Source organism: Parapedobacter sp. (assembly GCF_053550995.1).
In genome coordinates this window covers 1-13,759 of the sequence record NZ_JBMQOC010000070.1, presented here as the reverse complement: position 1 = coordinate 13,759, position 13,759 = coordinate 1, and the positions used below count along the sequence as shown (strand labels likewise).

Sequence of the window (13,759 nt, the reverse complement as noted above, 5' to 3'; positions counted from 1 at the left end):
GGTAATGGGTTCCCCATAGGAGGCATAGCCATTTCACCGCAGATTAGACCGTGGTTCGGTATGCTGGGTACGACCTTCGGCGGTAATCACTTGGCTTGTGCCGCGGCATTGGCTGTTCTGGAGGTGATGCAGCAGGAAGAGCTGATGCGGAATGCGTTGGAGGTGGGAAGCTACCTTATTGGCGAGCTTAATCGTTTTGATCGTATCGTCGATGTACGTGGTAGGGGGTTGATGATCGGTATCGAATTGCCCAGCGAAATGAGCACCGTCAAAAAAGATTTATTAGCCAAAAACCGTATCTTCACGGGCGAGGCCAAACCGAATGTCATTCGGTTGCTGCCGGCACTGAGCGTGACGCGGTCTCAGGCCGATCTTTTTCTGGAGGCATTAGAGGAGAGATTGGGAGAATTCTAGTTCGTACCAAATCGGGCTGACGCTAGCGTGGTCTTGCGCGAGGGCGTAAAGCGGAAGGGGCCGCGAACTCATTAATAATATATGACTGTCGGATGAAACAATTTTTTTCGGTGGCGGATGTCGTTGATCTGTCGGAAATAGTAGATGAAGCATTGCGCTTAAAGCAAGCACCATTTGCTTATGAGCAATTGGGCAAGCGGAAGACGTTGGGTTTGGTTTTTCTTAATCCGAGTTTACGGACACGTCTGAGTACGCAGAAGGCCGCCATGCAACTAGGTATGGACGTTATGGTGATGAACATGGATAAGGATGGTTGGGCGCTCGAGACACGCGATGGTGTGGCCATGGATGGGGCTACCGTGGAACATATCCGCGAAGCGGCGGCCGTCATGGGCCAATACTGCGACGTGTTGGGCATACGGTCGTTTCCGAAACTGATTGACCGCGATGCGGATTACAGTGAGGATCTATTCCGGAAATTTTCCAGCTACTGCGGCGTTCCCGTAATCAGTTTGGAAAGTGCAACACGGCACCCCCTCCAAAGCTTCGCCGATTTGATCACCATCCATGAACATTGGCGCAAACCAAGCATACCCAAGGTTGTATTGGCATGGGCTCCCCACGTAAAGGCGTTGCCGCAGGCGGTTCCTAACTCGTTTTCGGAATGGATGTGCCGTGCACAGGCAGCGGGCATGGTCGATTTTACCATTGCGCACCCCGAGGGTTATGCTTTGTCGGAAGTGTTTACGCAAGGGGCAGCTGTGGTCAATTCTTTGGATGAGGCATTGATAGGGGCTGACTTCGTATACGTGAAAAATTGGTCTTCTTACGATGATTATGGCCAGATTCTACCGGTAAGGGAACAGTGGATGTTAGATAACCGGAAGTTGGCGATTACCAACAACGCCAAGGTAATGCACTGTTTGCCTGTTCGCCGTGACCTCGAGTTAGCAAGTGAGGTACTGGACGGACCGCAATCGTTGGTCATCCCCGAGGCCGGCAACCGTGTATGGGCGGCCCAGGCGGTATTGAAACGGATGTTGGGCGAAAATTGATTTTATGGCACAGGTGCTTCGGTAAGGAATGAAAATCATTCAACGACAAGATAGTTAGTATGGCGGTAGATAAATTATGGGTGATTAAAATAGGGGGTAACATTATCGACCATCCCGAAGGGTTAAGGCGCTTTCTGGACCGATTTGCTAGCTTGCGCGGCCGCAAGGTGTTGGTTCACGGCGGCGGGAAGATAGCTACGCGCATGGCGGCCGATCTGGGTATCGAAGCCACACTTGTTGCAGGCCGCCGTATCACCGACGAGCCGATGCTGCGGGTTGTGACCATGGTATATGCAGGCTTGACGAACAAGCAAGTGGTGGCGGGGCTACAAGCGAGGAAGTGCAATGCATTGGGCCTAAGTGGAGCCGACGGGAACAGCATTAAAGCCGTGAAACGACCCGTCGACAAAATTGACTACGGGTTCGTGGGAGACATACTTCCGGCATCGGTGGATGAGGAAGCCATCACGACATGGATGGAAAGTGGCTTTGTACCTGTATTTTCGGCGATTACCCACGATGGGGGGGGGCAGTTGCTCAATACGAATGCGGATACCATTGCTTCTGCTTTGGCCGTCGCATTATCATCGCGGTACGATACTTCATTGGTGTATTGCTTTGAAAAGCGGGGGGTGCTGCAGAATGTGCATGATGAAGCTTCGGTGATACCCGAAATAAAAGCGGCGGATTTTGAAGGGTTGCAGGCGGCGGGCATTGTTGCTGATGGTATGGTGCCCAAGTTGTATAACGCGTTTGATGCAATCGCGAAAGGCGTGCGTGAAGTGTGCATAGGCCACGCGGACGATCTCCACTTACTGCACGAACGGCGGTTCGGTACCCGGATGGTGAGGTGATTTTGATGGGCAGTTTTAGATTTCTACATACGACTTATAATTTAATGAAATGAGCAAAATAACAATAATCGGAAGCGGTAACATCGGCCTGTCATTGGCCAAAGGGTTGGTGAAAAAGGCCTATTGCCGAGCGGAAGATATTACCTTGACAAGGCGCAACCTTAAATCGTTGAGCGAGGAAGCCGCAAAGGGGTTCAACATAAGTGATAACAACAAGGTGGCTATGTATGACGCCAGTGTGATTGTACTTGCCGTTTTGCCGCAACAGCTTAAGAGCGTGCTTGAAGAAATCGCCCCTGCCATTTCACCGGAAAAGCAACTGATTGTGTCCGTTATATCGGGCGTTACGTGTGCCGACGTGCGCAATAAGCTGGGTAACAATGTACAGGTTATCCGCGCGATGCCCAACACGGCTATCGCCATCGGGCAATCGATGACGTGTATCGCATCGGATAATGCATCTGATGAACAATTGGAACGGGTGACGAAGTTGTTCGAAACGGTCGGTGCGGTCGTTACCATCAACGAAGACCTGATGACATCGGCAACGGCGCTTTGCGCATGCGGGATCGCCTTTTTCCTGCGTAGCATCCGCGCAGCGTCGCAGGGAGGTGTCGAAATCGGCTTTCATGCACACGACGCGTTGAAGATGGCCGTGCAGACAGCCAAGGGTGCAGCCGATTTGCTCCTGCAAACACAAAGTCATCCCGAAGGAGAGATCGACAAGGTGACATCGCCCAAGGGCTGTACGATTGCCGGACTGAATGAAATGGAACACAATGGATTCAGCTCGGCATTTATCAAAGGGATTAAACTTTCTGCACGCAAAGCGGGAGGACTTTATAATGATTGAGAAACTGACCCAAGACAGCACCCATCTATTACGTGATTTAATCCGTATCCCCTCCTTTAGTAAGGAGGAAAACCAAACGGCAGATACGATTGAACGGTTTCTGCAACAACGGGGCATACGGACGTTCCGGAAGATGAACAACGTGTGGGCATACAACAAGTTTTTCGATACCAACAAGCCTACCATTCTGCTCAACTCCCACCACGACACGGTGAAGCCCAATACAGGGTATACGCGTAATCCCTTTTCGCCCGATATGGCCGATGGTAAGCTCTACGGCTTGGGAAGTAACGATGCGGGTGGATGTTTGGTGTCTTTAGTGGCTACGTTCCTGCATTTCTATGCTCGGGAAGGGCTCCGCTACAATTTCTGCATCGCCGCGACAGCGGAAGAAGAAATTTCCGGTACGAACGGCTTGGAGTTGGTGATTCCCGATTTGGGTCCGTTGGACTTTGCCATAGTTGGCGAACCTACCTTGATGCAACTTGCCGTCGCCGAACGTGGGCTGATGGTGCTCGATTGCACAGCGCATGGAAAAGCTGGCCATGCGGCCCGGGAGGAGGGCGATAACGCTATTTATAAGGCACTGAAAGATATCGAATGGTTTACGAGTTACCGTTTTCCCAAGGAGTCTGACGAATTCGGTGCGATCAAGATGAGTGTCACCGTAATCCATGCCGGTTCCCAACATAACGTGGTGCCCGCAACGTGCGAATTCGTAGTGGATATCCGTGTAACGGATGCCTACCGCAACGAAGAGGTACTGGCGATCATCCGTGAGCACGTGAGTTGCGAGGTGAAACCCCGTTCCGTGAGGCTCAAACCATCATCGATACCCAAGGACCATCCTGTGGTGCAAGCTGGGCTGGCATTGGGCCGTACCACATACGGCTCACCTACCACCAGTGACCAGGCATTGTTGGATATCCCTTCACTTAAACTGGGGCCCGGCGATTCCGCCCGCTCGCATATGGCAGACGAGTTTATCCATCTTGATGAAATAGGCGAGGGTATTGCACTATATATCAATATACTTGACCGGGTGGTGACGGGCTGATGTTGCGGATATTTTTTTTCATGGTAAGTAGGGGTAATCGACCCGAAGGTTGTCTTGGTTTAAATTAAGGACAATAACGTATTAATCATGAAAAAAGTAATCTATTCAGTATGTAGTGTCGCCGTTATGTTGATGGTGTTTACGGCTTGTGATAAGGAAAGTGTCATTGTTGCCGACGGTCTTCCGAAAGAGGCACAACTTTTCATTTCGCAACATTTCCCCGACCATGAAATCATCCAAGTAGTAAAAGAGCGGGATGACCTGAGGACCTCTTATGATGTTTACCTGAGTGATGGGTTCAACTTGGATTTCGATAAAAAAGGCAACATAATTAGCGTAGAGGGTACCAGCAGGTTACCTGATAGCGTAGTGCCCGAAAAAATATTAGCGTATGTACAAGCCAATTACCCTGATTATTTTATCCGTGATTGGGAGCTGGATGATCGGGGACAAGAAGTTACGCTCTCCAATGGCATTGACCTGAAATTTGATAAAGAAGGTAGTTTCCTGCGGATAGACTAATGGTTAAGGGTGTCCTAGCGTAACTTTTTCCTTCCACTTGCGTCAAAATAAGAAAATAAAGACCATGCTTATTACAACAACGCCGCAAGTGGAAGGACAAAAGATTGTCAAATATATTGGTTTGGTCAGCGGTGAAACCATTATTGGAGCCAATTTTTTCAAGGATTTCTTCGCAGGGATACGAGATATCGTAGGTGGCCGGTCCGGTTCGTACGAAAAGGTTTTGCGCGAAGCTAAAGAAACCGCTATTTACGAAATGCAGCAATATGCGGCTTCGATGGGAGCAAATGCCGTAGTGGGTGTGGATCTCGATTACGAGACCTTAGGCAGTGGTGGTAGCATGCTGATGGTAACGGCTAGCGGCACTGCCGTGGTGTTGGAATAAGGGCGAATACATTCGGACGCTACCGCCCGAATGTAATTGATTTGAAGTTAAAGCCCCCGCGAATAGCTTGTATGCGTAGGGTATGCGTTCCCCGGTCCAGTTCGGGTATTTGTACCGGAATGCCCGTCCACGCCCGATCACCGTCTGTGGGCGGTACCATGATAGACTGTGTTAATACCTGGCCATCGATGTGCAGGTTAATTTGCCCGACCCCGGTTTCGGCCGCTACCTGAAGCGTCACGCCACCTATCCCTTCTTCCGCTATATTGACGGTATATTGCACCCACTCTCCGTCTTCGATATGGAAAATGTGGTGTCCGGATGAATCGGGCCGGATATCCACTCCGTCATTACGGTAACTACGGCCACGGTTGCCCTGGGTGTTCATGCCAGGTGTGTAATGGTAACTGGCGGTGTCGGTATCGTAATATGCGACCCCCTGTCGTCCCATGTCGAAATTTACCGCTGGCAGAACGCTACCGGCTTCGATTCGGTTTTCCCGAAATGGTATCGCATGGTCTGCGTTTACCTGGCGGAACATCGCATCCACTACATCGCGGTGTATAATATTGTTTTCAAACTTGAGGTTTTCCAGCCATTCATTCAGCGTGCGCATTGCATTTTCGCGCGATGGTCTTGCACCCTTTCCTGTCCAATAGGCCAACAGTTCCCCATACCCACGGGGCTGTTTAATTTCGAGGGGTTGGTTGATTCCCATCTTCTTATTTTGCCACCATGCCCAGCCTATGCCGTTCGCCTCGCAAAGTTCGATTGCCTCTGTAAACCACGTGTTGGAATTTTCACCCGACTCCCCCAACCAAAGGGGGATGTCGTGTTCATTGCGGAGGTCGAGAAAGCGCTGGATGGCCCCCGGTACATTGGGGTTACCATATTTGTGAAAGCTCAGTACAAGGTTGTCGTCCCACTTCGGGAATATGCCGTTATAGTTGTTGGCGAAGCCGTTGCCCTCCAAGAAGATGATGTGGTTGGTATCGACCTCACGGATAGCGTGGGTGACGTCCAAGAGGAATTTGCGCAAGGGGGCGTTGGTTTGTTCGGCGGTCCCGCGGAAATCGGTGGGGTCTTCGAAACCCCAGTTGGTTTCATTAAGCACATCATAGCCACCTATCCACTCCTCGTCGGCATATCGCTCTGCTAGTTTGCGCCAAAATGCAATGGTTTTCCTACGGTTTTCCTCGTTTTCCCAAAACGACGGTTTATCCGGGTTCCGATCGGAGATATTAAGGTCGTTCCCTTGACCCCCCGGTGCTGCATGGAGATCCAGTATAAGGTACATGTTATTGGCTTTGCACCATGCAAGGAGACTGTCCGTCATCGCAAAGCCGACATCCAGCCAAGTCTGCTCGCCGGCAACGGGTTCCATTTCCACCGGTAGGGTGTACAGGTTATAGTGCATGGGTAGCCTGATGGAATTAAACCCCCATGCGGCCATTGAGTCAATGTCGATCCTGCGGGTGTGTTTGGCGAGCCATTCTTTATAAAGCCGTTCGGTTTCTTCGGGCCCGATCAGGTCTTCAATGTGTTCACGGATACGGTATTGCTGCCCAATGGAGCCCAGTTTGAACATATATCCTTCTTGGAGCATCCATCCGCCGAGGCCCATGCCGCGAAGAATGACGGTGTCTCCCCGGCCATCGACGATATGGTGACCTTGCGCTTTGAGGAAGTTTTTCGTGCGGGTAGCGACATTGCAGGCGCTGCAAATGATTGTTGATAATGCGAGTATGAAAATGGGTATCTTTTGCATAATGATAGGTTTTCTAAAGGATGTAGGTCGCTACCGCTCCCTGTTGGAGGACTGCTTTGAATTGCTGTTCACCATGTTTCACGCAGAACGTTTGTGAAGTGTTGGTTTCATTTAATACAATCAGCACCGTTTTACCCACAGGGGTACAGAAGGCAACGTTGGGCAGCCCTTCGATTTCATTGGATGCAATGCGCACGGAACCCGGTCGCACAAATTTGGCGGCGTGGGCTACCACATAATATGCGGGATTGCGCGTTACATTGTCGCCGTCTATGGTGACGCCACCTAGGCAACGGTCGCAGCCCCCGCGGTCCGTGTGGGGGCTATGGTCGGGTCCGTTGGCCAGGTTCCACTCCAATACCGTTTGGCTCCAATTACGTGTGGCTCCAATAGTCAGTTGTTTGACGTGGTAAGGGACATCGGTAGATAGGTCTCCCGGCGCTCCCATCCACTGCTCGGTGAAGTGTAACTCCTTATCCGGATGCTTGTCGTGGACCGTGGAAAGGGCATCGATGGTGCCCCCGTAGAGATGGAATGCCGAGCCGGTGACGAATCGTTTAGCATCGGGGTCATCCAAGATGCTGATGGGATAGTCTGGGCGGTCACAGTTGTGGTCGTAGATGAAGATCTTTGTGGCAATACCGGCCTGTTCGAATGCTGGACCAAGATGATTTTTCACAAAATCGGCCATTTCGTTGGCAAGCATCAACAGGCTGGGGTTATTGCCGGGATGGAGGGGTTCGTTCTGTACAGTGACTGCATCAATGCGAATGCCTTCGGCGGCCATCTGTTCGATATACCGTACAAAGTATTTTGCATACGCGGAATAATATTCCGGTTTAAGACTGCCCCCCCGCGTATCGTTATTGGTTTTCATCCATGCAGGTGGCGACCACGGGGAGCCCATGATTTTCAGATCAGGATAGATGGCCAGGATTTCTTTCAATACCGGAATCACATCGTCGCGGTCGGGGCCGAGGTCAAATCGCTCCATTTCCAGATCTGTTTGCCCCTTGGGTAAGTCGTTATATGAAAAGGGAAACGCATTCAGGTCTGAAGCCCCGATGCTAACGCGTAAATAGCTGACACCAATGTCGGCATCTTCGGTGCCAAAGAGCTCCTGGAGCAATGTGGCCCGAGCCTCGGTCGACATTTGCATGAGATGGTATGCACTGCCGCCGGTCAACGTGAAGCCAAAACCGTCGATTGTCTGGTAGCGTTGATTATCGTCAATTTCAATAGTGGGTAATCCGGCTGCGTGGTCCGTAATCAATGGGCTGGATAGCTGTTTTTCGAACAATACTGAGCCGTCGTGGGTATTGGTAAGCCAGTTTTCCACCCCTGGCTGGGATAATGAGCAACCAGACAATACCCAGGCGAATGCAGCAAAGGAAATGAGGTTGCGTTTTTTCAGTGATTTGGGGATCATCATATCGGGTTAGTAATGTATGGGTGCCACGGTACCCGCGTCGACGATATAATTTTCAAATTCACGTTTTCCATCGATATCAATTTTCGAGGGGATACACCCTTACATAATCTACTTCCATGGCGGCCGGGAAAGCGTGCTCGTCGACACCCTGTTGGCCACCCCAATTACCACCCACCGCGACGTTAATCAACAAATGGAATGGCTGGTCAAATGGCCACACCTTATAACCCTTTCCTTCGTTCTGGAAACTGAAAATCTGTACATCATCCACAAAGCCACGTATATAAGTGGGCGTCCAGTCTACACGATATCGGTGGAAATCGGATGTGGCATTTTCTATTTTCTTCGTAGCCGTTTTCTGTGTGCCGATAACGTGGTTATATGCCTCGGTATGTACACTGATATGTACCACATCTTGGTCGTAGCCCACATGTTCGAGGATGTCGATTTCACCGGATGCTGGCCAGCCCCCGTATTTCCAATCGGTAGGGAGCATCCATACCGCTGGCCAGGTACCCACGCCTTGCGGCACTTTGGCACGTACCTCGAAACGGCCGTAAAGGAAGTCGGCCTTTCCCCGGCTTATCAGTCGCGCCGAGGTGTATGCCAATCCCTCATGCTCTTCCCTGACAGCAGTAATGGTGAGTACGCCGTCACCTACCCTTGCATTTTCGGTACGCTTTTCGGTATAGAACTGCAATTCGTTATTGCCCCATCCGTTATGCTGCGAGCCAATGTCATACCCCCACTTATCCTCGTCGGGCAGGCCATCATAATCAAATTCGTCTGCCCATGATGGGGTGGCAGCAAAGGTGTACTCCCTTTGTGTTGGCGATTGGGGGGCTGGGATGTTCGGCGTTCTCGGTTCCTTTCCACAGGCAACGAGCAGCAATGGCAAAAAAAAGAAGCTGGTCATGTGATCATTGTTCATGTTACGAATCTAAAAAGTTTTCATAGCAAGCCGATATTTGCATCGGCTTGCTCGTATCGATATCAACTATCGGAACGTAGCGTAAACGTCCACCAGCCGTTACCCCCGATGTTCACGCCTATTTTGAGGATGTCGTATCCTTTACCACCTGCATTCTGTTCCATGGCGAGTATATCATATGTTACGGAATTACCCACCGGTCCGGTTGCCGTTTCCCCGCCGTTATGAGCTTTTTTGATGCCGATGTGGGCACCCCTACCGGTCAATACCAATTGACCGAGGCCATTTACACCGGTACCTTCGATGACAGAGAAGCTGAATGTGCCTGAGTTCCATGCAGCTTGGTCGCCGGTCAGGTTGCCGGCTGGCTCGCAAGAAGTTGATTTACTGCCTAAATAGGCGTCGGCATAGAAATCGCCTTTATTGTTATAGTTGAATGTCCCTTCCGCATTGAAGTGGAAGGTGAATTCGTCATTGAATTCACAGGCCCGCCCCGTGACGTCATCGGCAGTGCTTGACCACCAGTTGCCCGCATCGGGGCCCTGGTCACCTACCTTGAATGCACCTGCTTCTGGGTTGTAGCGCCAAACTCTTTCGGTACATCCGGCGATGAAACCCAGCGCGCGGTCGGGGTTGCAGGCCGTGGGGTCACTCTGGGTGATGGATACTTGTTTGGTAGTGGTTGCGGTACCACCCGGTGTGATGGCCATCAACGTAACATCATATTCCCCTTCAAATGTAAAGCGTGCCGACACGTTGTCGCCTTTGAATTTTTGTCCGGTACTGGTTTCCCAATAAGCGATAGAGCTGCCCGGCGTTTTGTTTACGAGTACCACCGTATTGGCATCTTCACCGGGTTGCACCTCGAAGTCTGGCGTAGGAATGTTCCCTAAATTGTACTTTTCTTCCCTGCAGCCGTGCAAAATAATGGTGGCGATCAAAAGCCCAGTTATTGTCCTTTTCATGATTGTTTCAAATTAATTCTTTTTCGTGTTCATGATCCTACCTGTATGCTTCATGCTGTTCCAACTGGGTGTTCAGTAGCTCATTGTACGGGATGGGCAGTACCTCATGTTTGCCGGCTACGAAACCACGGTCGCCCAGCGCGGCCGGGGCCCGGCCGGATCGTATAAGATCATACCAGCGGTGCCCTTCGGTGGCCAGTTCTTTGCGGCGTTCGAGGAAAATGTTATCCAATGTGGCTTCTATTGGTCCGAGGCCTACACGGTTGCGCACGGCATTGAGCAGTTGGTAGGCGCGGCTACCCGCACCGCCGCCTTGGCCACTTTCCACCAAGGCTTCGGCTTCGAGGAGATACGTATCGGCGAGCCTGATCTCGATGTAGTTTTGCGGATAGTTTAACTCACGGACGCCGTTGGTGGCCGCAAATTCCGTAAGTGGCGCATATTTTTGGATAAACCAGCCGGTATTCATATACCCCTTTTCATACTGGGCTTCACCGATTTTTTCCAAACTATCCACATCGGCCACCGTTGCTTTGAAACGCGGGTCGTAGTGCAGTAAATTATACAACTCTTCCGTGATGGGGCAGAAACTCCAGCCGGAGTAATATGAAGGACCACTGTAGCCGCGCGGACCGAACATCACCGTGGCTACGTTGCCGTAGAATACGCCCCAAGCACCCCAATCAAGTGCGCCAACGGCGGAGTGTACGATTTCGAAGATTGCCTCGGAATGGAATTTATTGTCAGGTCTGAAAACATCCTCGAATTCATCCAGTAGATGGTAGCCATATTGGCTGGTCCCACCGGGGGTTCCGTTCACTTCGGCCAATTGCGTTGCGGCTTCGCTCCATTTTTTCTGGTATATGAACACCTTGCCGAGCAGCGCTTGGGCAGCCCCTTTGGTGACCCTTCCGCCTTCGGTTGCTGCAGGCACCGTAGGTGGCAGTACGGCGATAGCGTCTTTCAAATCTTGTTCAATCTGTGCATATACAACCTCCGGTGCAACCTGCGTTTGCTCCCGCATATTGTCGGTAGTCAGTGGTTCGGTGTAGAACGGTATATTGCGGAATAACCGTACCAAATCGAAATAATAGTAGCCCCTGAGGAATTTTGCCTCGGCAAGGTAACGTGCCGCCAATGCGTCACTCAGCCCCGGTATTCCCGTTTCTAGCTTCTTGATAAAGATGTTTGCGCGGGAGACGCCTGTAAAGTTCCGGTCCCAATAATCCTGTTGTGGGCCGATGGACTCGTTGAGCGTATAGTTGCTCCAACGTTGCCAGGTTTCCATGTCATTGGGGCCGCCACCGCCGGCGACATGGTCATCGGAGGCCGCGTTTAGCGCGCCGAAATTGAAATAGGTGACAGCTGTTTGCCAGCCCACGGGATCATAGACCGACACCAATCCCGCAAATGCCTCTTCGGGATTGCTGTAATAAGTCTCTTCCATGAGCGTGCCCTTCGGATCGGGGTTAAGGAACTCTTTGGAGCAAGCACTGAAAATGACCAGCGTAATGACCAAAGTAGCTTTATATAAATGAACAATCTTATTCATGATCTTATTTTGTTTTGAGGTTTACAACGATAGATTTAAACCAAAGAGAAACGAGCGTGCTTGTGGGTAGACACCGGTGTCGATACCCCATACGTCCGACCCGCCGCCAACCTCGGGGTCGTAACCCGTGTAACTGGTCAGGGTAAACAGGTTGTTGCTGCTTACGTATGCCCGGATTTTTCGGAGCCCGATTTTTCCGGTCAGTGTAGAAGGTAAGGTATACCCCAGTTGCAGCGTCTTGATACGTAGATACGCTCCGTCTTCTAAGTAAAAATCAGACGGTTTCGAATAGTTTTGGTTCGGGTCGGACAATGTGGCCCGTGGCCGGTCGTTGCTGCTGCCTTCGCCTGTCCAGCGACCGAGGATTTTATTATGCCAATTTGCATTGGTAATATCCAGGCGCCTTAAGCCCTGGAAAATCTTATTGCCCGAAGCCCCTTGTCCAAAGACCAGTAAGTCAAAGTTCTTGTATGCGGCATTGATGGTTAGGCCATAGTTGAGCGTGGGGATTGCCGTTCCCAAAAATTTACGATCCTCTGCGTCAATAGTGCCATTTCCATCCAAATCAGCCCACTTAAAATCTCCTGGGCTGGCATTTGGTTGTATTTTGTTGCCCTCAGAAGATACATATGCGTCGATTTCGCTTTGATTCTGAAAGACGCCTAATATGTCGTAACCGTAGAATGAGTTGAAAGCATGTCCAACTTGGGTGCGCTGAAGGCCATGTACAAAGTTTTGGATACCACCGGCGCCGCGTTCATGAAAATCTAAATCATCACTTAGGTAGGTTACCTTGTTGGTGGCGCGAGATAGATTCCCATTAACATTCAGTTGAAGGTCACCAAAAGATTTACGAAAGCCCAATTCGAGTTCAACTCCCGAAGCCTCCATGTCGGCCAGGTTTACAGTCGGGTCACCTACACCCACATACCCCGGAATGGTCAGTGTCCAAAGTATACCCGAGGTCTTTTTTTGGAACCAATCGAAACCGAGTGTCCAATCGCCAAATAACGTGGCGTCGGTACCGATATTCAATTGACTCGTCTCCTCCCAGGCCAACAAGGGGTTAGCCGGGGCATTTGGGCTGGCACCAATATACATGTTATCGATACCAAATATATAGTTTCTTCCGCCACCCATTCCGATGGTGGGAATGAACTGGAAGTCTCCGTTACTGGCATCGTTACCGACGACACCATACGAAGCCCGAATCTTAAGTGCATTCACATACCGGTTGGTAGGCCAGAAATCTTCGTTGGTCACGACCCATCCGACGGATGCTGATGGAAAGATGCCGTATTTCCTGTCCTGCCCGAATTTCGAAGAGCCATCGCGGCGTACGATGCCTGTAAATAGATACTTTTCGTTATAGTCGTATATCACACGGCCGAATAACGACGATAAATTGTGTGTAATCCCATCGTAGGCATCGGCGAGCCTTTCAGCGGTAGGAACCTTTAGATTGAATGTCGCTTCATCGAAACTGTTTGCTTGTATATTGTTAAAGGTAAGGTTGAGACCACTTGTTATGTTCTCTACATAAGCACCCTGTCCAAGTAACACGGTGAAATTATGCGCTTCGATCTCACGGCTATAGGAGACGATATTTTCGATATTCCAATTAAGCCCTTGGTTCCTATTCCGATGGAAAGCTGTTGTAGATCTATTCTGAGCGGCATTCAAATAGTAAATGCCGTCAAAACTTTCGCCACCCCACCACGCTAGTTTAGTGCCCAATGTAGACCGGATACGAAGGCCTTTAATCGGTTCGATTTCAACAAAGACATTGCCCACGATATTATGGGACCAACTGTAGTTGCCTAATCTCGTGTCTAAATAAGCTAATGGATTGGTCATTTCCTGCGCCACGTTTTGGGAAATCGCATACGGGTTCCCGTTGGCGTCCCTCACCACGGTCTGGTTGCTGTAAGGGGGTTGGGCGAGCAAATCGGGATCCGTCATGATAACCGG

At 50.6% G+C, this 13,759-nt stretch carries 13 protein-coding genes; 7 read left to right on the top strand and 6 right to left on the bottom strand.

The window, feature by feature from the left end:
* The 7 genes from ACO1NT_RS10125 to ACO1NT_RS10095 form a co-directional block, all read left to right on the top strand.
* Nucleotides 1-414, top strand: a 414-nt coding sequence (locus ACO1NT_RS10125) for an aminotransferase class III-fold pyridoxal phosphate-dependent enzyme (protein WP_449048510.1), incomplete at its 5' end; no start/stop codon positions are given.
* Nucleotides 415-506: 92 nt separating this feature from the next.
* A complete protein-coding gene (locus tag ACO1NT_RS10120; protein WP_449048509.1) occupies nt 507-1,469 on the top strand; it encodes an acetylornithine carbamoyltransferase in 963 nt (320 codons plus the stop codon).
* 59 nt (nt 1,470-1,528) lie between these two features.
* Entirely contained in the window at nt 1,529-2,323 is a 795-nt protein-coding gene (gene argB, locus ACO1NT_RS10115) for an acetylglutamate kinase (protein WP_449048508.1), read from the top strand.
* Between the two features lie 49 nt (nt 2,324-2,372).
* Nucleotides 2,373-3,176: a pyrroline-5-carboxylate reductase gene (gene proC / locus ACO1NT_RS10110; RefSeq protein WP_449048507.1), complete on the top strand. Its 804-nt coding sequence runs from the start codon at nt 2,373-2,375 to the stop codon at nt 3,174-3,176.
* Nucleotides 3,169-4,233, top strand: a complete 1,065-nt coding sequence (locus ACO1NT_RS10105) for a M20 family metallo-hydrolase (protein WP_449048506.1) — start codon at nt 3,169-3,171, stop codon at nt 4,231-4,233. The genes proC and ACO1NT_RS10105 overlap by 8 nt, the downstream gene beginning before the upstream one ends.
* An 87-nt stretch (nt 4,234-4,320) precedes the next feature.
* Nucleotides 4,321-4,755, top strand: a complete 435-nt coding sequence (locus ACO1NT_RS10100; RefSeq protein ID WP_449048505.1) for a PepSY-like domain-containing protein — start codon at nt 4,321-4,323, stop codon at nt 4,753-4,755.
* 64 nt (nt 4,756-4,819) lie between these two features.
* Nucleotides 4,820-5,140 carry a heavy metal-binding domain-containing protein gene (locus tag ACO1NT_RS10095; protein ID WP_449048504.1) on the top strand — a complete coding sequence of 107 codons (321 nt, stop codon included), beginning with the start codon at nt 4,820-4,822 and terminating at the stop codon, nt 5,138-5,140.
* Between the two features lie 19 nt (nt 5,141-5,159).
* Here ACO1NT_RS10095 and ACO1NT_RS10090 read toward each other — a convergent pair whose 3' ends face one another.
* The 6 genes from ACO1NT_RS10090 to ACO1NT_RS10065 all read right to left on the bottom strand — a co-directional run.
* Nucleotides 5,160-6,908: a cellulase family glycosylhydrolase gene (locus tag ACO1NT_RS10090; protein WP_449048503.1), complete on the bottom strand. Its 1,749-nt coding sequence runs from the start codon at nt 6,906-6,908 to the stop codon at nt 5,160-5,162.
* Nucleotides 6,909-6,921: 13 nt separating this feature from the next.
* Entirely contained in the window at nt 6,922-8,340 is a 1,419-nt protein-coding gene (locus ACO1NT_RS10085; protein ID WP_449048502.1) for a glycoside hydrolase family 30 protein, read from the bottom strand.
* 76 nt (nt 8,341-8,416) lie between these two features.
* The gene (locus ACO1NT_RS10080) at nt 8,417-9,271 is read right to left on the bottom strand and encodes a glycoside hydrolase family 16 protein (protein WP_449048501.1); all 855 of its coding nucleotides are present in this window, start codon (nt 9,269-9,271) and stop codon (nt 8,417-8,419) included.
* A gap of 62 nt (nt 9,272-9,333) precedes the next feature.
* Nucleotides 9,334-10,236 (bottom strand): hypothetical protein, encoded by a 903-nt coding sequence (locus tag ACO1NT_RS10075; protein ID WP_449048500.1) that lies wholly within the window; start codon nt 10,234-10,236, stop codon nt 9,334-9,336.
* Between the two features lie 37 nt (nt 10,237-10,273).
* Nucleotides 10,274-11,788, bottom strand: coding sequence for a RagB/SusD family nutrient uptake outer membrane protein (locus tag ACO1NT_RS10070; RefSeq protein ID WP_449048499.1), 1,515 nt, complete (start codon nt 11,786-11,788; stop codon nt 10,274-10,276).
* Between the two features lie 21 nt (nt 11,789-11,809).
* The coding region (locus tag ACO1NT_RS10065) for a SusC/RagA family TonB-linked outer membrane protein (protein ID WP_449048498.1) at nt 11,810-13,759 on the bottom strand (1,950 nt) is incomplete at its 5' end.